At 55.3% G+C, this 23529-nt stretch carries 19 protein-coding genes and 2 pseudogenes; 7 read left to right on the top strand and 14 right to left on the bottom strand.

Annotated elements, in window-relative coordinates; genetic code table 11:
- Window positions 1-234: 234 nt before the first annotated feature.
- From Q1K31_RS16615 to Q1K31_RS00300, 4 genes and pseudogenes are all read right to left on the bottom strand, one after another.
- Window positions 235-642 (bottom strand): DUF5681 domain-containing protein, encoded by a 408-nt coding sequence (locus tag Q1K31_RS16615; protein WP_367187491.1) that lies wholly within the window; start codon window positions 640-642, stop codon window positions 235-237.
- Entirely contained in the window at window positions 639-1964 is a 1326-nt protein-coding gene (locus Q1K31_RS00310; RefSeq protein ID WP_300375471.1) for a DNA methyltransferase, read from the bottom strand. Before Q1K31_RS00310 ends, Q1K31_RS16615 begins: the two co-directional genes overlap by 4 nt.
- Before the next feature lie 77 nt (window positions 1965-2041).
- Entirely contained in the window at window positions 2042-2746 is a 705-nt protein-coding gene (locus Q1K31_RS00305; protein ID WP_300375469.1) for a hypothetical protein, read from the bottom strand.
- Window positions 2747-2774: 28 nt separating this feature from the next.
- A pseudogene (locus Q1K31_RS00300) lies at window positions 2775-3242 on the bottom strand (UDP-glucose 6-dehydrogenase); the annotation flags it as partial.
- Between the two features lie 201 nt (window positions 3243-3443).
- Here Q1K31_RS00300 and Q1K31_RS00295 point away from each other — a divergent pair.
- The 3 genes and pseudogenes from Q1K31_RS00295 to Q1K31_RS00285 all read left to right on the top strand — a co-directional run bounded on the left by Q1K31_RS00295 (window position 3444) and on the right by Q1K31_RS00285 (window position 6921).
- On the top strand, window positions 3444-4430 hold the full coding sequence (locus Q1K31_RS00295) for a glycosyltransferase family 2 protein (RefSeq protein WP_300375465.1): 987 nt from the start codon (window positions 3444-3446) through the stop codon (window positions 4428-4430).
- A gap of 196 nt (window positions 4431-4626) precedes the next feature.
- Window positions 4627-5787, top strand: coding sequence for a glycosyltransferase family 4 protein (locus tag Q1K31_RS00290; protein WP_300375463.1), 1161 nt, complete (start codon window positions 4627-4629; stop codon window positions 5785-5787).
- 495 nt (window positions 5788-6282) lie between these two features.
- Window positions 6283-6921: pseudogene (locus Q1K31_RS00285) on the top strand (integrase core domain-containing protein).
- A gap of 253 nt (window positions 6922-7174) precedes the next feature.
- On the opposite strand, the gene Q1K31_RS16610 reads toward Q1K31_RS00285, so the two are convergent.
- The 4 genes from Q1K31_RS16610 to Q1K31_RS00270 all read right to left on the bottom strand — a co-directional run bounded on the left by Q1K31_RS16610 (window position 7175) and on the right by Q1K31_RS00270 (window position 11568).
- Window positions 7175-7312 (bottom strand): DUF2793 domain-containing protein, encoded by a 138-nt coding sequence (locus Q1K31_RS16610; protein ID WP_367187490.1) that lies wholly within the window; start codon window positions 7310-7312, stop codon window positions 7175-7177.
- Window positions 7313-7483: 171 nt separating this feature from the next.
- A complete protein-coding gene (locus tag Q1K31_RS00280) occupies window positions 7484-8473 on the bottom strand; it encodes a hypothetical protein (protein WP_300375461.1) in 990 nt (329 codons plus the stop codon).
- A 523-nt stretch (window positions 8474-8996) separates the two neighbouring features.
- Window positions 8997-10130 (bottom strand): non-hydrolyzing UDP-N-acetylglucosamine 2-epimerase, encoded by a 1134-nt coding sequence (gene wecB, locus Q1K31_RS00275; protein WP_300375459.1) that lies wholly within the window; start codon window positions 10128-10130, stop codon window positions 8997-8999.
- A 91-nt stretch (window positions 10131-10221) separates the two neighbouring features.
- Entirely contained in the window at window positions 10222-11568 is a 1347-nt protein-coding gene (locus Q1K31_RS00270; RefSeq protein ID WP_300375457.1) for a glycosyltransferase, read from the bottom strand.
- Between the two features lie 60 nt (window positions 11569-11628).
- Between Q1K31_RS00270 and Q1K31_RS00265 the strand changes: the two genes are divergently transcribed.
- Window positions 11629-12438, top strand: a complete 810-nt coding sequence (locus Q1K31_RS00265; protein ID WP_300375455.1) for an ABC transporter permease — start codon at window positions 11629-11631, stop codon at window positions 12436-12438.
- A gap of 6 nt (window positions 12439-12444) precedes the next feature.
- Window positions 12445-13653, top strand: coding sequence for an ATP-binding cassette domain-containing protein (locus tag Q1K31_RS00260; protein WP_300375453.1), 1209 nt, complete (start codon window positions 12445-12447; stop codon window positions 13651-13653).
- A gap of 57 nt (window positions 13654-13710) precedes the next feature.
- On the opposite strand, the gene Q1K31_RS00255 is transcribed toward Q1K31_RS00260, so the two are convergent.
- The 5 genes from Q1K31_RS00255 to cysD all read right to left on the bottom strand — a co-directional run bounded on the left by Q1K31_RS00255 (window position 13711) and on the right by cysD (window position 20353).
- Window positions 13711-14172, bottom strand: coding sequence for a hypothetical protein (locus Q1K31_RS00255; protein WP_300375451.1), 462 nt, complete (start codon window positions 14170-14172; stop codon window positions 13711-13713).
- On the bottom strand, window positions 14172-16193 hold the full coding sequence (locus Q1K31_RS00250) for a glycosyltransferase (RefSeq protein WP_300375449.1): 2022 nt from the start codon (window positions 16191-16193) through the stop codon (window positions 14172-14174). The genes Q1K31_RS00255 and Q1K31_RS00250 overlap by 1 nt, the downstream gene beginning before the upstream one ends.
- Window positions 16194-16241: 48 nt before the next feature.
- Complete coding sequence (locus Q1K31_RS00245) at window positions 16242-17225, bottom strand: polysaccharide pyruvyl transferase family protein (RefSeq protein ID WP_300375447.1); 984 nt, start codon at window positions 17223-17225, stop codon at window positions 16242-16244.
- Between the two features lie 321 nt (window positions 17226-17546).
- On the bottom strand, window positions 17547-19451 hold the full coding sequence (gene cysN / locus Q1K31_RS00240) for a sulfate adenylyltransferase subunit CysN (RefSeq protein WP_300375445.1): 1905 nt from the start codon (window positions 19449-19451) through the stop codon (window positions 17547-17549).
- Window positions 19451-20353, bottom strand: coding sequence for a sulfate adenylyltransferase subunit CysD (cysD, locus tag Q1K31_RS00235; RefSeq protein ID WP_300375442.1), 903 nt, complete (start codon window positions 20351-20353; stop codon window positions 19451-19453). The genes cysN and cysD overlap by 1 nt, the downstream gene beginning before the upstream one ends.
- Before the next feature lie 217 nt (window positions 20354-20570).
- On the opposite strand from cysD, the gene Q1K31_RS00230 reads away from it, so the two are divergent.
- Window positions 20571-21533 (top strand): Gfo/Idh/MocA family oxidoreductase, encoded by a 963-nt coding sequence (locus tag Q1K31_RS00230; protein WP_300375440.1) that lies wholly within the window; start codon window positions 20571-20573, stop codon window positions 21531-21533.
- 36 nt (window positions 21534-21569) lie between these two features.
- Window positions 21570-22364, top strand: a complete 795-nt coding sequence (gene cysQ, locus Q1K31_RS00225) for a 3'(2'),5'-bisphosphate nucleotidase CysQ (protein ID WP_300375438.1) — start codon at window positions 21570-21572, stop codon at window positions 22362-22364.
- Between the two features lie 6 nt (window positions 22365-22370).
- On the opposite strand, the gene galE is transcribed toward cysQ, so the two are convergent.
- The gene (gene galE, locus Q1K31_RS00220; RefSeq protein ID WP_300375436.1) at window positions 22371-23369 is read right to left on the bottom strand and encodes a UDP-glucose 4-epimerase GalE; all 999 of its coding nucleotides are present in this window, start codon (window positions 23367-23369) and stop codon (window positions 22371-22373) included.
- Between the last annotated feature and the right edge of the window lie 160 nt (window positions 23370-23529).

The raw sequence follows: 23529 nt of genomic DNA, 5'->3' as shown, positions 1-23529 counted from the left end.
GGCTGCGTTACGAAAAGCGCACCGAATGCGCGTTTGCGACAGGGCTGAGGATTCTGAAGACCCAGTTGAGACGTCATTTCAGCCAGACCCGTGGAACAAGCGGTTCAAGCGCAAGCTAAACGGACAGGTGGTTCGGCGTTGATCTATGCCCAAGCATTTCAACCGGGGCATAGATCAGTTCGAAACTAATAATGCTGAACATTCTTGTTTCTCAAGCGTCTGTTTTTCCTTGTTTTATCTCCCCCAGGGCTCTTGCAATCTTGCGCTCCATATCTTCATCGAGCTGTTGCTCTTCCCACTCGCGTTGAGCGGATGAGCCCTTCTCCGGCCCATCCAGGCCTCGGCTTCGAAAAGTTTGATGGCCGCCGCTATAGAACGAAGATCCCCTCCCAAGGCGTCGTTGCGCAATCTCATGATCATAGCTTCGATAGCGGGCATGGTGACCTGCTTCCCGCCAACCTGAGCCGGGATGGGCGCCATGAACGCACTCTCGACCATTGCTGTCAGGTGGGTCTCTTTCTTGTTTCTCGGGCGCCCCTTCGGATTACCACTCTGCCCCTCCTTGAATTGAGAGTTTTTCGGAGGCCGACCGTACCCAACGTCTCCGGCCGGCGCTTTCGAAGACTTCCTGCGTTTTGTCATCGCACCGCCTCCTCTGAGTTTTGCTGCATAGCCTTCGCATCCCGGAATGTGGCTCCGTCGTGCTCGCGCATGGGCTCAACACCGGTCATGTCGCGCCATCGCCCCAGCGCTGTATCCACATAGGCTGGATCGATATCTAGCCCAACAAAGGTACGCCCAGTCCGCTCAGCAGCGATCAACGTGGTGCCGGAGCCAAGGAATGCGTCCAACACCGTCTCGCCGCGTTTCGTGACATCCAAGATTGCATCAGCCACGAGACCGACCGGCTTTACGGTAGGATGCAGGTCGAGATCCTGCCGGCGGCTTCCGACGAAGGTGTTGACCGAGGGATAATCCCAGACGTTTGTGCGGTTGCGGCCGTGCTTGCCGAGCTCGACATTGTTCCGGTGCGGCCCCTTCCCCACTCGGTAGACCAGGACGAGCTCATGCTTGGACCGGTACAGGCTCCCCATACCGGCATTCGACTTGTTCCAGACACAGAGATTCAGGCGAGCCCCGTAAACATCGTTTCCAGCCGCCAAGAGTTCACTCAGATGGCCGTGATCTATGCAGACAAAATGCACGGCGCCCGATTTGCAAACCTCGGCACAGGACCCAAGGGTGTCTTTCAGAAACTGGGTGAACTCTCTCGACGACATTTCGCCTGACGCTTCGTAGAATTCCCGATGCCGCGTTTTGCCCTTCCCACAAACGTGACCATCGACCCGGACATTATATGGCGGATCCAGAAAGGCCGCATCGACAGCCCTGCCTTTCGCAACCGCCTTCAGAAACCCTGGAGTCCTGACGTTGCCGCAACCAATCCGATGCGGTCCTGCGATCCAGATATCACCGGTCTGCGAGACCGGATCGGTTGGAACCGCAGGTACGACCTCATCGTCTGGATCTCCGCCGCTGTCGTCCAACAGCACATCGATCCGCGCCGCATCGAAGCCGGTGAGTTCAAGGTTGCAGGCCGGGTCCAGAGAGATGGCGTATAATTCCTCGCGAACCAGCTCCATGTCCCAGGAGGATTCCAGGGCAATCTGGTTGTCGGCGAGGCGGAGCGCCCGCTTCTGAGTTTCGGAGAGCCCGCGGATACGGATGACCGGAAGCTCTTCGAGGCCGGTTTCCTTGGCTGCAATCAGCCGGCCATGGCCCGCGATGATCTCACTGTTCTCATCAATCAGGAGCGGGTTCAGGAATCCGAATTCTCTGATCGAGCGGACCAGTTTCTGAATCTGCTGCTTTGGATGGATCCGCGCATTCGCAGAGTATGGCTTGAGATCCTCAACCTTGACCTCCTCTCGGTTAAGATCAGGCAGCTTCTTTCTCTTGGGCATACCGACGCTCTCCTCTCGTGCGCGATCCCATTGATCGCGCGAGCGAGGCTGAACGACGCGCTATTCTAAAAGGAGGGTCAGTTTGTCGGCGTTATCCGAAACTGCCAGGGCTCGTATTTCGCCTGACCTTGCCAGAGCACTGGGACGAGCTGCTCGGCCGGCTCGGCATAGGCAACCACAAGGCGGAGGAACAATTCATCGAAATAGATGGTGTGCGGCCAGAGCATACGAGCGCGCGCATAGTGCAAGCTGACCAGTTTCAAGGCGATCAACAGGTGCAAGACCGGGCGAGCAGGTGCCCAGAAACGAGATCTGAAATTATCTTCGTCTGCGATCCAGTACACTCGCCCCACGCAATCTTTCAGAGATGAGGGTGTGCCATCTGGCAGCCCTTCAACATCGAGATGGTGCAATAGGGCGACACTGGCGACATCAGCGGCGTGGAGGCGTTGATCCAAGCGCGCCCCCAAACGCTTGATATGGTGTTGTGACTTCGAGGCGAGCTCCAAATGCTCTTCGCGCGGCGACTCGCACGACGAATACCTTATGCCCGTCAGCACGCTTAGCTTGAGCGCATGCGCACATAGAACCGAGAAAGCTTTCTCGCGCTCCTGGTCCTCGTCCAACCCCGGAAAGAGGATAGTCGCCAATAGCCTTGCCCCACACTCATAAATCGGGCGCTGCACCGGATTCAGGATATGGGTCTCCATGTCCTCAATATGGCCATACTCACCCAGAAAAGGGAATGCGGAATCGCCGCGTGCAAGACCTAAATAAATCATCAATCATTGTGTAAGATAAACACGCACCGCCCTCACGCAGGAATTCAGGATTTGAGACCACGGCGAAGTCCGCATCCGGCTTGGTCTTGCGGATAATCGCCTCGACCTCGTCGCCGGTACCGACAGGCACGGTGGATTTTGTCACCACGACAGTGAACCCGTCCATCAGTTCGGCAACTTCCTCGGCCGCACCATAGACATAGGATAGGTCGGCATGGCCGTCGCCGCGCCGGGACGGTGTGCCGACGGCGATGAAGACCGCGTCGGCGTCGGCGATAGCGTCCTTGGCCTCGGTCGTGAAATTGAGCCGGCCCGCCTTGACGTTCTGGGCGACGAGCTCATCCAGGCCGGGCTCGAAGATCGGAATCTCGCCCTTCTTGAGCCGGTCGATCTTGGAAGCGTCCTTGTCGACGCAGGTCACGACATGGCCGAAATCGGCAAAACATGCCCCGCTTACCAGGCCAACATAGCCTGTCCCGATCATCGCTACGCGCATGGCTTCATCCCATTTTCAGTTACGCCACTGGTTTGGGCGCGAGAGGTGCGGTTATCCCGGATGCATCATGTTGCGTATTGGCATAGCTGTAAGAGAATTTGTCCTGGCGACAGTTAAAGAGTAAGAAAATTTGACGTGCTTACATACGCCGCGCACCTTCCGGATACGACCCTTAAAGTTTGCGAGTTGATAAAGAATAGCATGAACGAACGGCCCTTATTCAGCGTGATAATCATTAATTACAATGGAGGGATTTTCCTACAAAAAGCGCTCGACTCGCTTGTCTCACAATCCTTCAAGAATTTTGAGGTCCTTGTGCTTGATAATGCGAGCGAGGACTACTCAGCCGACGCTGCTGACTTCGACAGACTATCTCAGGTAAAACTCATCAAGGAGCCAACCAATCACGGCTTTGCTAAAGGTAACAACCTCGCTGCGCAAAAAGCCGCGGGCGAATGGCTGGTTCTTCTCAATCCCGACTGTACAGCGACCTCAACTTGGCTTGAAAGGATCGATGCAGCTATCAAGGCAAATCCAGAGATATCCACATTCACCTGTGCTCAAATTAGTCTCAGTGATCAAAGTAAGCTCGACGGCACGGGTGACGCCTACAACATCTTTGGAATCCCTTGGCGAGGCGGCTTTGGACACCCTGCTGCGGATTTGCCAGACACCGGATTTTGTTTCAGTGCCTGTGGTGCCAGTGCCGTCTATCGAAAAGATCTGTTTCTGGAGGTCGGCGGTTTCGACGAACGCTTTTTCTGCTATTGCGAAGACGTAGACTTGGGCTACCGGCTACAATTGCTTGGTTATGACTGTTTGTTTCTGTCTGATGCCATCGTACATCATGAAGGCAGTGGTATTTCCGGGCGTCACTCCTATTTCACAACCTATTATGGAAACCGCAACCGAACTTGGCTGTATATTAAAAATACTCCGCTTCCTCTTCTAATTGTAACGTTGCCCGGACATCTTGCTCTTCTAAGTTACATTTATCTTCGAAATTGCCGTGGATCTCGACAAAATGGTCTGCAAAAAGGGCTTATTGACGGTCTCACGCAGGCATGGAGGCTTAGAAACTGTCCAGATTATAAAACGCAGGACCGAAAGATATCCCTTTTAGCGCTAACCAGAAAAATGTCTTGGAATCCCTTTCGTATGGCCGCCCGTCGTCCCCATGTTCGCTAGCTAAGATGGGAAGCGGGCCGATCTGACACTGCATTATAGAGGATCTGAGGCTTGTCCCATACTCGTTAGCGCGTATAGGCTAATATTTATTCATTAAAGTAATTGCGAACAGCTCACAGAAATGATTCATCGTGCGCTCATATTGCTTCGAAATATTTGGCAGACACTGCCTGTTCCGACACCGATCAGGCGTAAAGTGGGCAAGTATAGCTGGGTCAGTATCGACCGCATTGTCTCCTCCCACATGAAGCGATCGGACAGTTTCGCGCCCGGTCCGCTGTATGTGGCAGGCTTTTTCACACAATCGAGCGGCATCGCGGCATCAGCAAAACTCTGCGCCACGGCACTGGAAGCCCTCGATTACGAAGTTCATCGTCTAGACATTGGCGAGCTCCGCCACGAACACCTCCTGACTGATGTCAGCCCTCCGATAACAGAGGGGGGCACATGCATCATCCACGTCAATCCCCCGGAGCTGACTTACGCCCTTAAACGGCTGGGCATTTCGCAGCACTCGCAGGTCAAGGTGATCGGTTACTGGGCCTGGGAGTTACCGAAGGCCCCGCCACAATGGATTTCACGTAGTCGTCTCTGCCACGAGGTCTGGGTGCCCAGCACATTCGTCGCTACCGCTCTTCAGGGCGCTTATTGCCCTGTGAAGACAGTACCCCACCCTGTCCCAACCGTTCAAACCAGTGCATCCGACCAATTATCGGCCTTCATACCAGAGAAAAAATTCTGCTGTGTCTGCATGTTCGACATGCGCTCATCTCTCGCTCGCAAGAACCCGCTGGGGGCAATCAAAGCCTTCAAGTTCGCCTTCCCCTGCAACGAAGACGTATCCCTGATCGTGAAGACCCAGCACGGAGACAAATACCCCGCGTCATTGGCAAAGCTTCAGGCGGCCGCCGGTAGCGATCAACGCATCAAACTTGTTGATGCGGTCTGGGACAAGACCCAGGTCGAGACGCTGATCCGGGACTGCGATGTCTTCCTTTCCCTGCATCGGGCCGAAGGCTTTGGCCTGATGATCGCGGAGGCGATGTCCATGGCCAAGCCTGTCATTGCGACGGCTTGGTCCGGCAATATGGATTTTCTTGGCGAGGATTATTTTGGTGCGATACCTGCTCAACTTGTCCCGATTTGCGACGATGATGGAATTTATGAAGGACAAGACTGGGCCGCGCCGGACATCGCCGAAGCGGCAAGGCGGCTGCGAAACCTCCAAAACGACCCGGAAAAAGCGCGAGCCGTAGGTGCCGACAGCAGAACGCGTTTCAACCGCGCCCTCAGCCTGGATGCCTATGGGGCTCTCGTTCGCGAGCGTCTGGCCGCTGATCAGCCGAGGAACACATAGCTGTAAGTTCGCACCTCTCTTGTCCGATTCAGAATATGGAACCCGCTTTGATCGACCGCCATGTTAGTTCGGCAGGGGTGACACGTCAGGGCTGCAGGTCAGGAGCTTCCCTCGTTCGCAATCCTGGTCCCGACAGCAAGGCCGATCAGGTTTGGCATTACCCCGGCGTCATCGACCAGCAGGCCGCTATGATAGCTTTGCGAAAATCGGGATGAAGCTGGGAATCAAAACGAATCCGCCAAATAGTGGCATCTATATTGTAACAGCTTGAACACCGGTAATCGTCACGATTGCGGTTTGTGCCGACGGACTGTATGCAATGGCTATCCCGATCGATGGCAAGCGCACTTCGCCATTCAGCTGAATTGGTGCTTATACGTAAGGCGAGCTTGCCGTCTTCACCGAGACAAAGTTGTGCTCTGCTCCCTGAAAACTGGATCGTTCTGAACTGGAGTTTCTGGCGGTCTCTGATTTGGACAGGTAGGAGCAGGATGAATTAAGGAATCGAAACTCACAAACGCGCAAAAGGCGTTATTTTGAAGCAGGGTGAGCATGGCATCGCGATGGCAGAAATCTGCCGCAAGGCGGGGATCAGCTAGGTGACCTATTTCAATTGGAAGAAAAAATAGGCGGTCTTGATGCCGTCGGAGATGTAGCGCCAGAAGCAGCTGGAAGACGAGAATAACCGGCCGGAAGTTCCGGATCCTGACGGTTGTCGATACCTGGTCGTGATGCGTCCTGGCCATCGATTCACGCTACAACTATCGGCGCGAGGACGTCGTCCAAACCCTTGACCGGATCTGCCGACAGACAGGATATCCGAAGACGATCCGGGTGGACCAGAAGCCCGAGCTTATCTCGCGCGACCTCGATCTGTGGGCCATTTCAAAGGGCGTAGTCCTCGACTTCTCCCGTCCCGGCAAGTCTACGGACAATGCCTTTATCGAGGCGTTCAACGACCGGCTCAGGTCGGAGGGCCTGGATGCGCACTGGTTCATGAGCCTGCTAGACGCAAGTGAAAAGCTGGAGGCTTGGCGTGTAGATTACAATCAGCTAAGGTCCTACAGTGCAAACCAGAACAGAGCCCCACAAGCGCTGATAAAACACCCGGACGTCGCCAGTCAGGCCAAGTGATGAAAGGCGGGAAATTCCAACCCGGAATAGTCCCATCCTTGGGCTCAGAGCAAAGGTGAGCAGACTCTCCGAATGAAAGGCCCGGAGCCACGGGGCTGGGTCATGATCAAACAGGGCCTGAGACGAGTTACGGCAAGTTTGTGGCGGCATCGGCGATCGTATTCACGCCCAGCATTGGAACATTTTTGCAGATTAGCACTCCAGCCTACTACTGAATAAATGAGATATTCTGCCTCGTCCGAAACCTGGTTGTTCAACCTTCCTGCGGCTCGAAATACATCGAGGCGCCACCATGTTCCCCCGCGATCATGCCATCTCGTCCCGCCCAAGCATCTGTTGTTCCTGACGGGATTATATAGGACTGCCCCCTCGAATAATATAATGTTTGCACAATCGGTCTACCTTGACAACATGCCAAGCTGGCCAATTGGATTGAGGTTATGAAGCGCTTCGTTCAGCATCACATGCTTCTGGGTATAATTCGGCTGTCGATAGGATAGCTGGAGATGGCTGAACAGGTTCAAAGCTGGGCTCCGTTTATCGATTCAGCCCAAACCTAGTCTCAACTCCGGTCGGGTGGACGGATTGAATTTTTCCGACGCCCCCGGGCCTGTTTCATGGCGTCTAGGAGCGTTGTCGCACGTGCCTGCCAGGAAGCTCCGTCTACAGTAGCACTCGCCATTCGCCGTGTATCCTCATCCGCCTCGGCCTCGGCATGGGCCACCTCGATTGCAGCAGCAAATGCCCCGGCATCTTCCGCCCTATGGACAAAGGGCAGTGTATCGGCCTGATCGAGGAAAGCCGTCGTGACGACCGGCAGGCCCGCGCCCAGATACTCATATATCTTGACGGCATTGATCGTTCGGGTAAACGGCGTGACATAAAAAGGCACAATTCCGACAGAGGCTTTTGTGAGGCGCATCATTGCTTCCTCGTGCCGGCGCTCGCCGAGCAGACGTATGTTGCGTGGAAGCGGCGGGTCGGGAATCCCGCTAACTTGTCCGATAATGTCGAAACGCATGGCAGGTAGCTGTGTCGCCACATCGCACAAGAGTTCCCAGTCAAACCAGGACTCGACCGCCCCGACATATATGGCACAGGGCTCCCTTTCAGAAGAGAAGCTGACAGCACTAAGTGATAGTGGATCGACACCATTGCGCACTGTCACACAGGGGGCCTCAATGACCGTCAAGTCAGGCTTGAGGGCATTGTGGGAAACGCTAATCAGGCCGGCCTGCTTGAAAAGCCTCTCCTCATCCTCAGCAATTGAAGCCCGCACATGTTCAAAACCCGCGTGGTCATCAAGGCGGTCATAGACAATTAAATCCGGCTCCATCGCAGACACAACCGGCTCCCAGCCCGGAAACATTACCAGCACGTCGCACGCGCAGGAAGATGTCAGGTGCTTGAGTACGGGAGCGAACGTCTTGACTGTTCCTTCCGATAGGCGGGCCTTGTTCCAGTCCGGCCGGATAGCGAGCGGAACAAACAGGCTCCATACCTTGGGTATATTCCGAGCCAGCACCACCTCATTGCCAATCGCGTGTTCCATACTCGCCGGGCCGATATAAATGACGGCTTCATATTCCGAGGAAAGCTGCGTAGTAAGCTGTTGCTGGCGTTGTTTGCGAGCATCCCAATTAATCGACGAAAATACTACGAGAACGCGCGCCCCGTTCATCCTTTCAACAAATGGGCCGAACCTGGCCAGAGGATACCGGATCAACGGCCGCGGCTTGGCCCTGATATACGGCGAAGAGCGCCAGCCGCGCTCTGCGGAATGTATCCGCCATCGCTGCTGGGCGGGCGTGAACTGAACCGGCAAGGGCGCGTAGAATCTAAACAATGTCCGCTTAAGGCCGGCAAGCTGGACCTTTCCAGATGGTAAAAGGCTTAAGCGGACCGGCTGCTCGTAGGGGCCGGTAATATCCACCTTCTCATCTTTGTAAACGCTTTTCGCAGGTGCGACCCATCCGCTGATTCCGGTCTCGTCATACCGGTCTATGTACGACCAGACATCTTGCCAAAGAGACAACAAGAACTGTCGTGGCGCAGTTATGACCTTGTCTGTCCGTTTATCCTTTGAACGCCTCACGGCGTTCTCCTTCATAAGGCTTCCCGGTGAAGTCGGCAATCGCCTGAACGATACGCTCGCTGGCATGACCATCGCCATAGGGAGATGCGCCGCTCGCCATGGAGCTATAGTAATCCGGATCACTCAATAGTCTCAAGACCTTGTCCCTGACACGCTCACGCGACAGGCCAACTAGGTGGGCCACGCCTGCCGATACGGCTTCGGGGCGCTCGGTTTCCTCACGCAGGACGAGAACCGGTTTGTGGAAAAACGGTGCCTCTTCCTGTACGCCACCGCTATCGGTCACAATCACATCGGCGGCCTTCATTGTCGCGACGAAGTCGAAATACGCCATCGGATCAATCAGTTTTATTCGCTCATGATCCCCAAGCTTTTCACTGGCCGCCTCTATGACCTCCGGATTGGGATGTACCGGGTATACAAGATGAACATCCGGTCGCGCATCAACGACTTCCCTCAATCCGGTGAAATACTCACGCATCGGAGCCCCGAAATTCTCCCGGCGGTGAGAGGTGAGAAGCACGAGCTTGCCACCTTCCGGCGCGCGGTGCGGGGAGAGGCTCACTTTTTCGCTATAAAACGCCAGATTGTCGATGACTGAATTACCCGTCACGAAGACTTTCTTTTCGGGTACGAATTCACGGTAGAGAGCTTGGGCAGAGGCCGGGGTGGGGGCAAAGTGAAGATCGGCCACGCGGCCCGTAATCACCCGGTTAATCTCTTCCGGGAAGGGATTGCGGACATCGCCAGTCCGCAGGCCGGCCTCCACATGGCCGAATGGGATACGCAGATAGAATGCGACAATTGAAGAAACCATTACCGTGGTTGTATCGCCCTGCGACAGGATCAAGTCCGGACCAATCTCTTTGATCTTTTCTTCGAGCGCGACAAAAGCACGCCCCGTCAAGGAGCCAAGTGACTGACCGGGCATCATGAGATTGAGGTCGTAGTCAGGTCTCACACCGAACTGCTTCAAGGCGCTGTCCACTAGGTCACGATGCTGCCCGGTAAGCAGCAATTCCGACTGGCACCAGCTTTGCCGGTCGAGCTCGCGAAGAATTGGCGCCATCTTCACTGCTTCTGGGCGCGTACCAACAATACTTAGAATTTTCATATAATCTCCGAATTAGTAAGGATGATACGCTCGGGCAGGACAACTGCCCGAAAAAATTGGCTATATGACGTTCATGGGGGATGCAACCCCTTCATTGGGAGGCCTCTACCGCCTTGGCGAGCGCGTTTTGAGCCTTCCAGAGCTTATCATTCAGCTCCTTCCGAGAGGCTTCCAAAAAATCGATGTAATAGTCCTGAAAGGCCAGACTGGCCTCTGCACTCCAAGGCAGACCCCGAAGACGTCTCAGAACCTTGGGGTGCCTGCTCACCGCGACATCCGGGAAGTCAACATCTCTCAGCAAGTAATCCGCCAATTTACAGATAGGGGTCTCAGAAGAATACGTTTTCAGGGGCTGTAGGCCGTTGGCAATCCTCCTTTCATCGGCATACTCCAACACCATGTCACGCAGCATGAAGTCTTCGGGATCAAGAGTATCAATGTTTTTGAAGTCATGGCTAAGGTCGCGCCTGCTTACGGAGATGCCGCGCCCGCTATAATTGGCGCGCCTCAACTCTTCGAAGTCAGCCTTGCGAACTAGAAAGGGCGGCGCTTCCGGGCCTATGAGAACACAGAACTTGTTCGCACTCGCCCCCTCCAGAAAGGCTCGCCCATTGGCGGCGATAACATCATACTCGCCCTGAAGCTGCGCAATATCATGACGTACACCGAGATAGCGCACTCGCTCGGGACTATACCCATAAAGCCTTACGGCACGCTTGAGACGTGCCAGTGCAACACCGTCTCCGGCAAAATCAATGGACCAGCCCTGAAAGGGCTGCAAGAGCTTCAGTAACGGCATGATGGCGCGAATCCGGGGGCGATCCAACCGGCTAACAACAAGAATCCGCCGGCGCACAGGCTGGTGTAGCCGGGTCGGGCGGTAAACCGCAGTATCGATGCCGTTTTCCATGATAAGACTGTGACGTAGCGGCGCGAAGGAGGCTTCGTGCGCCAGCGCGTCTGTCTCCCTCGAAACCGATATGATCTGCTCGGCGTGCGGCAGCATGAATTGCCGCAGAACAAGATTCCAGAAGACACCGTACTCCTGATCACTCAGCGATACAGGACCATGCAGGACAAGGCGCCGCGCGCAGCCTTTCAACTCGCCAGCCAGCATGGCGGGGAAGATGGAGACAAACGGATGGCCCCATATTTCATCCACCTCCTCACTCTCGATAATCCCCGCAAGCTGCGCAACAAGCTGCTTGAGAAGGGACACGTTCAGTGCGCGCCTGAACGGCAGATCACAATACGCCCGATCTACAACGATACCGATACTTTCCAGAACCGTTTCATCGGCTCCAGTTGCAAGGATGATGCGGGCACCTCGCGCCCGAAGGTTACAGAGCTCGCCCCGCAAGCGTGTTTCGAGCCCGCCATGGTCCAGTTGAGCTGTCACGATGAGTATCGTGCTATTAAAATCTGGACCGTCTCTCATAATTTCTCGCCTGTACCCAGTCACTTGCCGTAGATTTATATCATGTTGTAGAGAACCGAAATGAGTGTCACCGCAAATTTCCAGAGACAAAGACGGCCCTTGTTTGGTGAACTGTCTAATACCGTAAGCCATTGGCAGATCTGGGTGCTGATGGGCAATCAGGACATCAAGCTCCGTTACAAGCGGTCTGTGATCGGCCCATTCTGGATCAGCCTCACGCTTGCTGCCTGGATTGCCGGCATCTCGATCCTGTATGCACAGATCTTGAACCAGCCTTTCCTCGATTACCTGGTCTTCCTATCCTGTGGCCTTCTTGCTTGGAACCTGATCTCTGCAATTATTGGTGAAGGCAGCGTTTCCATTATCGATAATGGCGGCCACATTCGAAGTGCCGCAATTCCGCTCAGTTTATTTGCGGCTCGCGTAGTCTACCGGAATGTTATTGTTTTCTTTCACAACTTACTAGTGATCGCACTCGTACTTATCTACGCTAAAGTACCGCCTACGCCCGCCCTGCTGATCCTACCCGCAAGCCTTTTCGCAAATGCAATACTCCTATATTTTTTCATTTCAATTACCGGGCCGCTCTGCGCCCGGTTCCGAGACCTTCAGCAGATCATATCCAACTTGTTGCAAGTGTCGTTCTTTCTTACACCGATCATCTGGCAACCAGGGCAGATGTCAGGGCGCACCCTGATCACGGACGCCAACCCGTTCTATCACATGATCGAACTCATACGGGCACCGCTTATGGGCTCCTTGCCGACGACGACAAACCTGGTCGCCTGCGGCACAATGCTGATTGCGGGCTGGCTGGCCTCCATGCTGGTTTGGCGCTACAGTCGCAAACGCGTTATCTATTGGTTGTAGAAAGTCATGGTTAAAGTTGATGTCAGGGATGCGACTTTTTCGTATCCTATTTATACTTCCAAGAGCCGGTCTTTTAAGAACACTCTCCTGAGCGGCCAGGTCGGCGGCATGGGGGGCAAAGGCAAGCGATCGACACAGGTTGTACACGCGCTTCACGATGTTAATCTGAGCCTTCGCCCAGGTGACCGGCTTGGCCTGATCGGCCATAATGGCGCTGGCAAGACGACCTTACTCCGCCTGCTCGCCGGCATCTCTCATCCGACATCCGGCTCTGTGGATCTGGAAGGGCGTGTCATACCACTCATCAGTCGTGGCCTTGGCATAAATCCCGAACTGACTGGCCGAGAAAACATTGAGCTTCCCCTGCGCCTTTTCGGCGCGACAGGTGAAGAAGTCAGATGGGCTCACGAGACCGTCCCTGATTTTACTGAACTCGGCGATTTTCTGGACCTGCCGGTCCGCACCTATTCGGACGGCATGCGCGCTAGGCTCTCCTTTGCAATCTGCACCGCGCTTACGGGTGACATTCTGGTTCTCGACGAGTGGCTAGGAGCCGGTGATGCCGGCTTTGTCCAGAAAGCCAGCCGGAAGGTGAAGCAAATGGTTCAAGAAAGTGGTATCGTCGTGCTTGCGAGTCACACACCCTCCATTCTCCAGCAGAATTGCAACAAGCTAGCTTGGATGCGGCGGGGCGAAATCGTCGCCATGGGCGATCCAAAAGAGGTTTCCGAGGCCTATGCCTCTGAGATGCGCCGACGAGGGCGATCTGGCATAGGTTACGAAGACGGGAAGGGTGCGGATGACGCAGCCGCGCAACTGGCAGAGCGTGAAAAAGCCATTCAAGCACAGACCGAACTGATGGACACAGCCTGGACCTCACATAAATACGTCGAAGCCAGACACCATGCGGAACATCTTTATGCCACAGAGAACTCTTCCAAGGCAGCCTACCGACTCGGAACGATCCATTTTTATGGTCGCGGCGCGGACAAGAGCGCGGCACATGCTCTGCCCTATTTTCGACACCCGTCCCTCAGTGACGATCCGTGGAGCATCTATCACCAAGGACTGATTATGTGCGACCCAACATACCCTCAGCATGATCAGCAGATCGCCCGCAACCTTCTCGAAGTCGCTTTCGCACGGGGAATCCGGGATGCCGGACCTAAGCTTGCCGCCCTTGAGGCCGATGCAGCCGACTTAAAAACTGGTTAAATCCACCCGCCAGCGTACAATCTCTAAAAGCCCGCGAAGAACTACCGTATATCTGCACTATACTTCCGGATTAGCGTAATAACGATCTACCCGATCCCTAAACTGCTTGTGAAGGCTGCCTTCCACTCGTTGAAGAAGCTTCTGCAAGACATGCGGCAACTTCTCGAAAGCCGGCTTTATTTGAACCTCAGTATTGCCGTCCTCCTGATTGGTGGCCTCGCCGCTTAGGGAAAACGGAGCAAGCTTTGCAAGCAATCCCTTACCGTCGAAAACTAGCACGTCACCGTCTTTCTGGCTTTGAACCGTCGCCTCGAAGGGAAAGATGCCAATTGAAGCATGCATGGCACCGACAATCTTGGAACGTCGAGATCCGTCCACCCCCGAACTACCGTTCGTGAACTCATCAATAGCAAGCCGCGGCATGATTGCCTGCCAAGCAGTCGCGTCGTGCAAATACTCTTCGAGTACATGCACAGGCACCTGAGACGTGACGATCTTACGGGAATACTTCTCTGACATCAGCTTGCTACCCGCTCTTCTGCCAGGCTTTTGCTCGCCGATATCACTAGATCCTCCTTCATCGGCCAATTTAGGACCATCGCATCCTTCAGGACTGGACGAAAGTCGTCCCAATATCTGCGCGCATCAATTCGAACAGCGCGGACGCGTAGTGTGACCCGCTTGGCCGCAGCGGCTTTATCGTTCAAACGCACCTCGACGGGATAGCGAAGCACTGTTCCATCGTGGCTGCCTATAACCTCGCCATCAACTAAGACCTCGAGTGCGCTTACACGCGGGGGAGGAGCATTATCGGACGCAACGCAAAGAACAAGCGTCCAATCCGTTTTATTCTCAAGCCCCAGTCCAGTCAGGTCCACCGAGAAAAATTTGTATTCTCCGACGATATTGACTGGCCGCGCCGAAGTGATTTCGAAGCCTGAGCGTGATCTGCTCACAACACTGTCAATATTCATCTGACCCGCTTCCTGGAGTCTTCCCTCGCCAGCACTGATGCAACTCTGCGGCAAGTGGCTGGGGAACGCCATGGCCAGCTTCCGCGGCCCCACGTCGTTGAACGCATCGAGCATGATTTGAGCACGCTCAAGCCAGCTTGCCTCCTGCGCATAAGTCTCCAGTGCTTTCTGATAAGCTGGCTGAGTGCGAGCATGTAAAGCCTTGTCGATTGCCTCCGCATACTCATCTGCGGAGCTTGCCGCGAAAACTTCCTCGAAGGCGGTACATTCCCTCATGTCGGAATTGACTATGACAGGCTGGCCGGAAGCGAAGTATTCGAATAACTTCAGCGGAGATGTCGATTTAGCAATATTACCTGGTTTGAAAGGAATCCAGGACACGTCGAATGCCCTCATCACAGAGGGCACCAGCGGGTAGGCAACCGGTCCGGTCAGGATAATATTTTCCCCGGAAGGCAAGCTCTCCCCACCTGCATATTCCGGCCCGGTCAGCACGAATGTTATATCCGGCCGGAGCTTTGCAACTTCTTCGATCAACTCAAAATCAAGCCAGTTTGCCAGCGCACCGACATACCCGACGACTGGCTTATCACCATGCTGCTTCCTGATCCCATCGACCATCTCGCTGGTGCCGGTTTCAGCGCTGAACCGCTCAACCTCAACCCCATTTGGGGAAAGTGCAATCATGTCACTGGGAAAGCGGCTTGATACTTCATCATAAAGGATTTGCGCGGTCGGAACGAGCAAGTCGACATGGCTCGGCCTTAGCTTCGCAAAGGTTTCCAGGGCCACCTTGGCCCCAACCTCACCCGAGATCGCCGGATCGATATGATCTACGAATTCATAAACAATATTGTGGCCGTAGGACTTCCAGCGACCTATGATGTCGTCATTGATCGTATTCGTAGAATACAAATCTATGAATGAGGGCGGACCATGCTCGATGTAATACTCGAAATTATTCGGCTGCTTACAGAGGATTAACCCGTCGCGAATCTGAATGACGTCAGTACCGAAATCATGAGTGAAGGTTGGCGAAAAATAGATCACGAAAGCACCAAGCTCGGCCATCGCGGACGCAATATGCTGTGGGCGCTGGAACAGCGGGATATTCCAGTCGATGAAAGGCGGCATCACAAAAACCGGGCGACCTTTGCGACAAGCTTGGTTCGCAAGGTCAATCATGAATTGGAAATTGATGGCTTTCGGCTTTTCCGCACGATAGAGAACATGTGGGAATTGAAAGACCTCTTTCTGCGCATTGACGGGGGATGAAGCACTGTCTGCCTGCACACAGGCCCCCTCGAAGTCAAAGTCGCTACCGTCAACCTGCAATGTCAGGCGCATTGTACGGCGAATATCTTCCGGCACAGAAATTTCGAAACCCGCGAGCTCAGCGTCTACGTCAGAAGCGACGTCTTTTCGACGATGACATGTTTCACCGCAGGCTACGAGTTCTCCGCTTGCCAGCACATTAATGACAACCGGTTTGTCCGGGTTGAATACATCAACAGCCCACCCCGAAACTTTTTCCCTGTCGAACCGGTCAATTGCACCAATAATCATAAAATACTCCCCGGTTTCTGGAGACACAGCTGTCAGGCCTTGATGAAGCTAGATAACGCTTAGTACTGCTTTGCGAAGTGTCTGAAGTTCGTCTTTTGAAGCTCGACGCAGTTGATCGATTTTCAACGGATCGACACCTTCCATGGCAGAATAAAATAGTTCGCGCAAGCCAGCATCACCGGCATGCGACAAAAACCTCTCACGCCCCACGAGGTTATAGAAATGCATAAACTTATCGGCCTTGCTGAGCGTGATTGTCGGGATGCCCGACATATGTGCAACAACGCAGCCATGAAACTTCATGCTAACAAGCATCTGGCATTTTTGGATTTCACTTGTAAGCTGTTTGATTGACTCAGCCTTCGTTACTGAACGGGGCACAAATGTATGGTCTTCGACTTCAGCTATATCAGCGGCTGCGGTGTGACCGATTGCGAGCGGTATATGCTTGATCATCCAGCCCGCTTCCACCGCCTTTGAAAGCAAGGCATTAACATTGGCCGGGTCGATGTTCTGATTAGCCCGAGTGACCAGACCGAGAACCTTGCTCTGCGGGGCAACGTAAGGAAAATCGATCGCGCAGACGATATCGACCCCCGGATAAACATCTACGTTCGGCTTCAAATGGCGCGTAATCCAGTCAGCACTCGCCGCACTGCGCGCATGGATGAACTTAACGTTTTCATGCTGCATGAACGTGGACATCTTCTCGCAGACATCCTCATTGTAGCCCCCCCATTTGGGAACCTCGACACCGACGACAAAGACAGGTTTTCTGAGATACTCAGCCTTCCAGTAGAGCGGGCTGAGCGTCCAAGGAATAATCAGGTCTCCACCCCCGATAATTATGGCATCGAACTCGTCGACACGCTCCTCGACGGGCATACTGAAATAAGGAGCCTCGAATGAGTCATGAAGAACTTCAGCTTCAATACCCTCATCGCCCTCGAACAAGCCCCTCAAGACGTCACAGAACAACTCGTCGCCATAGTTTCCCCACTTAAAATAACCCACCAGACCAATACGCTTCAACGCTCTACTCCTTGTGTTGATCCGCTTTAGCGCGCCGGTGTGACTGTCAGCGCCAAGGAAAAATTTTTGGCTTGCTACCACTGGCGCGTGCTAACGTCAGACGGTAGCCAATAACCTGTTCTGCGGCATTGTCAAAAGTGACAATGCCGACAGGTCACACCCCATCTCTTATCAGCACCCAGCTCACCCGAGCTTCGTTACTCGTGAGGCAGCAATGGGCCCTTTCATATAGAGGTAAAAAGGCAAACCTTGTCCGGTTTAGACATTTCCCGCCCCTTTTGATTAGCCGGCAGTAGACCCGATTTCGCAATATAGCCTGACTTACACATCGAGAATACCTGCTGCGAAGAGCCGTTCGATAATCAAGTCTGAAGCTTCATGCGGCGCCATCGCTCCCACATTCAGGTGAACTTCAGGCGCCAACGGCGCCTCGTAAGGACTGTCGATCCCAGTAAAGTTCTTGATCTCGCCAGCTCGTGCCTTCTTGTACAGGCCCTTGACATCACGGCGCTCCGCCTCTTCGAGCGAAACATCGACATAAACCTCGATGAACTCGCCCTCATCAACCATCTGGCGCACGATCCGGCGTTCGGCCCGGAAGGGCGAAATGAAAGAAACAAGCACGATCAGCCCGGCATCCATCATTAGCTTGGCGACCTCGCCAACACGGCGGATATTCTCCACCCTATCAGCATCGGTGAACCCGAGATCATGGTTGAGGCCGTGACGGACATTATCGCCGTCGAGCGTATAGGTGTGCCTGCCCATTGCGGCGAGGCGCTTCTCGACGATGTTCGCCACCGTCGACTTGCCCGCGCCCGAAAGGCCGGTGAACCAGAGAATGACCGGCTTTTGCCCCTTCATCGAGGCACGCAGATCCTTCGTCACATCCAGCGCCTGACGGTGAATGTTGGAAGCACGGCGCAGCGCGAAATTGATCAGGCCCAGGCCGACCGTTTCACTCGTCATCCGGTCAATGACGATGAAGCCACCCATGCGCCGGTTCTGCCTGTATGCGTCGAAAGCAACCTCGCGATCAAGTGCGATGTTGACGACACCGATCTCATTCAGGTCAAGCGTCTTCGCCGCTTCATGCGCGCGGGTGTTCACGTCGACGCGGTAACGCTGCTCGGTTACCTGCATCTGGGCTTCTCGGGCACCCATTTTCATAATGTAGGAACGGCCCGGCAGCATGGCGCTATCAGACATCCAGAGCATGGTGGCCTGGAACTGGTCAGAGACTTCTGCCGGGGACTGGTCTGCGCACAGCACGTCGCCGCGCGAAATATCGATCTCGTCATCCAGCGTCAGCGTGACCGACTGGCCTTCAACGGCCTCCTCAAGATCACCGCCCATGGTGACGACACGCGCAACCGTGCTCGATTTGCCTGACGGCAGCGCCCGGATTTTCTCACCCGGTTTGATCGAGCCGGAAATGATCTGGCCGGCAAAACCGCGGAAATCGAGATTCGGGCGGTTCACCCACTGGACCGGCATGCGGAACGGCTTTTCCGCTGCATCCGAGCGGATCTCGACCGTATCGAGATACTCCATGAGTGGAGGACCGTCATACCAGGGCGTGCGCGCGCTGTTGGTGACGACATTGTCGCCCGCAAGCGCCGATACCGGAATCGCCTGAATACTCTCAAAGCCGAAATCAGACGCAAACTCACGATACTCGCTGAGGATTTCCTCGTAGACGGACTGGTCATAGTCGACGAGATCCATCTTGTTGATGCAGAGCACGACATGCTTGATGCCCAGCAGCGAGACAATGAAGCTGTGGCGGCGTGTCTGGGTCAGCACACCCTTGCGCGCATCAATCATCACGATGGCGAGGTCCGCCGTCGAGGCACCCGTCGCCATGTTACGTGTGTACTGTTCGTGGCCCGGCGTATCCGCGACGATGAACTTGCGCCGGTCGGTTGAGAAGAAACGATACGCGACATCGATCGTGATGCCCTGCTCGCGCTCCGCGGCGAGGCCATCGACGAGTAGTGCGAAATCTATCTCCTCGCCCTGGGTGCCGAATTTCTTGGACTCATTCTTCAATGAAGCAAGCTGGTCGTCGAAGATCATCTTCGACTCGTAGAGAAGCCGGCCAATCAGGGTAGACTTGCCGTCATCAACGGAGCCACAGGTAATGAAGCGTAGAAGTGATTTTTCCAGCTGGCTCTCGAGATAGCTCTTGATATTGTTGAACTGGGGAACAGCATAGGCAGCCATCAGAAATAGCCCTCCTGCTTCTTGAGCTCCATTGAGGCGGGTGCATCCTTGTCGATGGCGCGCCCCTCGCGCTCCGAGGTCGTGGTGCGCAGCATTTCCTCGATGATCTCGGTAATGGTAGAGGCTTCGGATTCAACCGCGCCTGTCAGCGGGTAGCAGCCGAGCGTGCGGAACCGCACCTTTTTCATCATCGGCTCCTCGCCCGGCTCGAGCGGAAGGCGGTCATCATCGACCATGACGAGAATGCCATCACGCTCCACGACGGGGCGCTCCTTCGCAAAATAGAGTGGCACGATCTCGATCTCTTCCTGGTAGATGTATTGCCAGATATCGAGCTCGGTCCAGTTCGAGAGCGGGAAGACGCGCACACTCTCACCCGGTTTGATACGCGTATTGTAGAGCGACCAGAGTTCCGGACGCTGGTTCTTCGGGTCCCAGCGGTGCTGTGCGGAGCGGAACGAGAATATACGCTCCTTTGCCCGCGACTTTTCCTCATCGCGGCGCGCACCGCCAATTGCGGCATCAAACTTGTGCTTGTCGAGTGCCTGTTTGAGGCCTTGTGTCTTCATGATGTCGGTATGGACAGCAGACCCGTGCGTGAACGGGCCAACCCCCTGCTCCACACCTTCCTGGTTTATATGGACAAGCAGGTCGGTGGCCGGATCATCCTTGAGCACATCACGGAAGGCGATCATCTCGCGGAACTTCCAGGTCGTATCTACGTGCAGCAGCGGGAAAGGGATCGGCGCAGGGTAAAAAGCCTTACGGGCCAGATGCAGCATAACCGAGCTGTCTTTGCCGATCGAGTACATCATAACCGGATTTTGCATCGAGGCCGCCACCTCCCGCAGGATGTGAATACTCTCTGCCTCCAGCCGGTCGAGATGGGTCAGTATCGTCATGATTGTTCTTTACCGTTAAAAATCTGGCCGTCAGGTAGCAAGCGAACTTGTGGGTAACAATAGAGAGACAGTCAAACGACACGCAGCCATTTTCTAAATCCTGAACTGTATCTGCTTTTTGACGTCAGGAAGCGCTGCAGTGACACAGGCTGACAGTTGTCGCATTCGAATGGAGGGTCTAGGCGATAGGTCTCACTGTTGCGCAGATCAGGACACCATGACAGCTCTTCGTCTTGCCATTATCGGAAAAAGCCCGATTGCCTCGCGGCGCTGCCGTGCGATTGAGCGGCGGGCCGATGCTCAAGTTGTACGCACCTGGACGACGGACGCGTCAGCAGGCTTTACGGATGAGGACTGGGCCGAAGCGCTTTCTTCCAACGATATCGACGCCATCATTCTCGCCCTGCCCGAGCCAATTTCGGCACGCGTGGCTCTCATCGCCCTTCGCTCCGGGGTTCATGTGCTTAGTGAGTTGACAAGCATCCGCAAGGTCGAGGACATCATAAACCTGCGTGAGGCTGAACGGAAAAGCAGGGCGGTGCTCAAATTCGGCTGCGGCCTTCGCTACCATCAGAGCGTTCGTGAGGCCTCGGGGCTGATCTCGCAGGCAAGTTTCGGGCGGCTGCTGACAGCACGGGCCGTCTATGGACATGCCGGCTTTCCCGGTCCCGGTGCTGAGGCGAACGGCATCCTGTGCGGTCATGGCATTCACATGCTCGACCTGCTTCATCACTTCTGTGGTCCCTTCGAAACCGTGAAGGCCATGTGCTCGGGTGATGAGGGCGCGGAAGCGAACCTGTTCGCCATCTTGGGCACAGGCAGCGGCACACTTGCGCAGCTGCATGCATCGGCAACATCCTGGCGCCAGACCTTCCGTCTGGAGCTGGGTTTCGAGGAAGGTTATGTCTGGCTTGACGGACACCTGCCGGCGCCGGACGGCTATGGCCCTGAAATGCTCATTCATGCCCGGCTTCAGCGCCAGGGCGATGGATCGCCGCAGGCCAATCCGGACGAAACCATTAAGGAACTCCGGACAGTTACCGCCGCCAACGATGAAATAACGGAGTTTATTGATGCGATTTCCGGGCGCAGCCCATTGCGTCATGGCACCAGCCATCATGCTTTTGACGCCATAAACATCGCGCAACGCATTTGCGCAGCGACGGAAACGTGGGCATAAGCTCCCCGATCACAGTCTAAGCTGAAAGGAGACAGGATGAGCGTCACCGCTGACCAGTTCACCCGCATCGCGCTGGATGCCGGAAAACTCGTCATGGACATCTATTCGACGGATTTCGATGTCGTGCGCAAGGGCGATTCCTCCCCTGTCACCGAGGCCGACGCCAAGGCAGAATTGCTGATCCTTCAAGGGCTCTCTGCGGCAGAGCCGGACCTGCCTGTCATCGCCGAGGAATCCGTGGCCGCTGGCAAGCTGCCCGAGCACGGATCCCGCTTTGCGCTCGTCGATCCACTCGACGGCACACGTGAATTCGTCAACCGCAATGGCCAGTTCACCGTCAACATCGCCATCATAGAACATGGTAAGCCAGTTATGGGCGTCGTCTACGCCCCCGCCCTGAACCGGCTATTCGTCGCTGAAACCCCCACCAGCGCCTGGCAGGCCGAAGTCAAACCCGGCGAGCCGGTCCCGGCAACCGATGCCCGCCTGCCCCTTCATATAAGGCAGGTTCCGGAGGCGGGGTTAACCGCCATCGCCTCGAAATCACATCGCTCCGCCGAGACCGATGACTTTCTCGCGAAGTTCGACGTTGGCGAGATCATCTCTGCGGGCTCATCGCTGAAATTTTGCCTGCTCGGCGCGGGCGAGGCCGATCTTTATCCGCGCATGGGCCGCACCATGGAATGGGATACTGCAGCCGGGCACGCTGTCGCCGAAGCTGCTGGCGCAAGTGTGCTGGTCGAGGACGGCACGCCGTTACGTTATGGCAAGCGCGAGCGCGGTTACGACAACCCTCACTTTATTGTCTATGGCGACGTAACACCCGCCTGAGCCGGCCTACTCCGACGCCACCTTGCGGGCGATTTCCTTCCGATGCCAATCGTAAGCCGTCCGGATGAGGCTATCGACATCTGACTGGACCGGTTTCCAGCCAAGAATGCTCTCAGCCTTCTCTGCTGAGGCAACCAGTGCCGGGGGGTCACCCGGCCGGCGCGGGCCGATAGAGCGTGGCACAGGCTTGCCGGTCACCCGCTCCACGGCGTTGACGATTTCCATGACGGTGGTGCCGGTGCCCGTACCAAGGTTGAAGGCTTCCGAGGCGCCACCTTCATCGAGATAGTCGAGCGCTCTCAGGTGTGCGTCGGCCAGGTCCATGACATGGATATAGTCGCGAATACAGGTTCCGTCGCGCGTATCGAAATCATCGCCGAAAACAGTCAGCTTGAACGTATCGTTCAGCACCCCCTCGATGCAGAGCGGAATGAGGTGGGTCTCCGGCTCATGACGCTCACCGATCTCGCCATCCGGAGAGGCCCCGGCGGCATTGAAATAACGCAGCTTCACCGCTCGGATGCCATGCGCGGTCTCGTAATCTTCGAGCACCTTTTCCACGAACAGTTTCGATCTGCCATACGGATTGATCGGCGCCTGTGGCAGGTCTTCCGTGATTGGCATGCTCTCCGGCACACCATAGGTCGCGCAGGTCGAGGAGAAGATGATCCTGCCGCAACCTGCCTTTGCCATCGCATCGAGCAGGCGCATTGTGCCGAGCGTATTGTTCTCATAGTAGAGCCCCGGTTTCTCTACAGACTCCCCGACATACGCAAACGCGGCGAAGTGAGCCACGGCGTCGGGCTTGTACCTGTCGAATGCCGCATCGAGATCGGCCGGACTGAGAAGGTCTCCCTCCACACTCTCCCCGAACTGAACGAAATCACGCCACCCGCGCGAGAAATTGTCAAAAACGACAACCTTCCATCCAGCATCCCTGAAGGCTTTGCAGCAATGGCTGCCGACATAACCGGCACCGCCGGTAACGAGAACTGTTCTGGTCAAGACGCTTGCGCTCCCTAGTATCTGCCGCTTCGCCCTCATGGCTCCGGCTGGAGCCCACTCTCATGGCATAAAGAGTGCCGCTCGCGGGGCCAAGGCCCACACAGAATGAAAAAAGGCGGCGCCGAAGCACCGCCTTTTCCAGTTTGCTATCTGATGCTGG

Source organism: Henriciella sp. (assembly GCF_029936995.1).
In the GTDB taxonomy this organism is placed as follows: Bacteria; Pseudomonadota; Alphaproteobacteria; order Caulobacterales; family Hyphomonadaceae; genus Henriciella.
Note: the sequence above shows the minus strand (reverse complement) of the source record. Positions and strands in the feature narration are given on the sequence as shown.

Coding starts and splice junctions, on each gene's coding strand:
- Q1K31_RS16615 (WP_367187491.1), bottom strand. CDS start 642: ATGACAAAACGCAGGAAGTCTTCGAAAGCGCCGGCCGGAGACGTTGGG.
- Q1K31_RS00310 (WP_300375471.1), bottom strand. CDS start 1,964: ATGCCCAAGAGAAAGAAGCTGCCTGATCTTAACCGAGAGGAGGTCAAG.
- Q1K31_RS00305 (WP_300375469.1), bottom strand. CDS start 2,746: ATGATTTATTTAGGTCTTGCACGCGGCGATTCCGCATTCCCTTTTCTG.
- Q1K31_RS00295 (WP_300375465.1), top strand. CDS start 3,444: ATGAACGAACGGCCCTTATTCAGCGTGATAATCATTAATTACAATGGA.
- Q1K31_RS00280 (WP_300375461.1), bottom strand. CDS start 8,473: ATGGAACACGCGATTGGCAATGAGGTGGTGCTGGCTCGGAATATACCC.
- wecB (WP_300375459.1), bottom strand. CDS start 10,130: ATGAAAATTCTAAGTATTGTTGGTACGCGCCCAGAAGCAGTGAAGATG.
- Q1K31_RS00270 (WP_300375457.1), bottom strand. CDS start 11,568: ATGAGAGACGGTCCAGATTTTAATAGCACGATACTCATCGTGACAGCT.
- Q1K31_RS00265 (WP_300375455.1), top strand. CDS start 11,629: ATGAGTGTCACCGCAAATTTCCAGAGACAAAGACGGCCCTTGTTTGGT.
- Q1K31_RS00260 (WP_300375453.1), top strand. CDS start 12,445: ATGGTTAAAGTTGATGTCAGGGATGCGACTTTTTCGTATCCTATTTAT.
- Q1K31_RS00255 (WP_300375451.1), bottom strand. CDS start 14,172: ATGTCAGAGAAGTATTCCCGTAAGATCGTCACGTCTCAGGTGCCTGTG.
- Q1K31_RS00250 (WP_300375449.1), bottom strand. CDS start 16,193: ATGATTATTGGTGCAATTGACCGGTTCGACAGGGAAAAAGTTTCGGGG.
- cysN (WP_300375445.1), bottom strand. CDS start 19,451: ATGGCTGCCTATGCTGTTCCCCAGTTCAACAATATCAAGAGCTATCTC.
- cysD (WP_300375442.1), bottom strand. CDS start 20,353: ATGACGATACTGACCCATCTCGACCGGCTGGAGGCAGAGAGTATTCAC.
- Q1K31_RS00230 (WP_300375440.1), top strand. CDS start 20,571: ATGACAGCTCTTCGTCTTGCCATTATCGGAAAAAGCCCGATTGCCTCG.
- cysQ (WP_300375438.1), top strand. CDS start 21,570: ATGAGCGTCACCGCTGACCAGTTCACCCGCATCGCGCTGGATGCCGGA.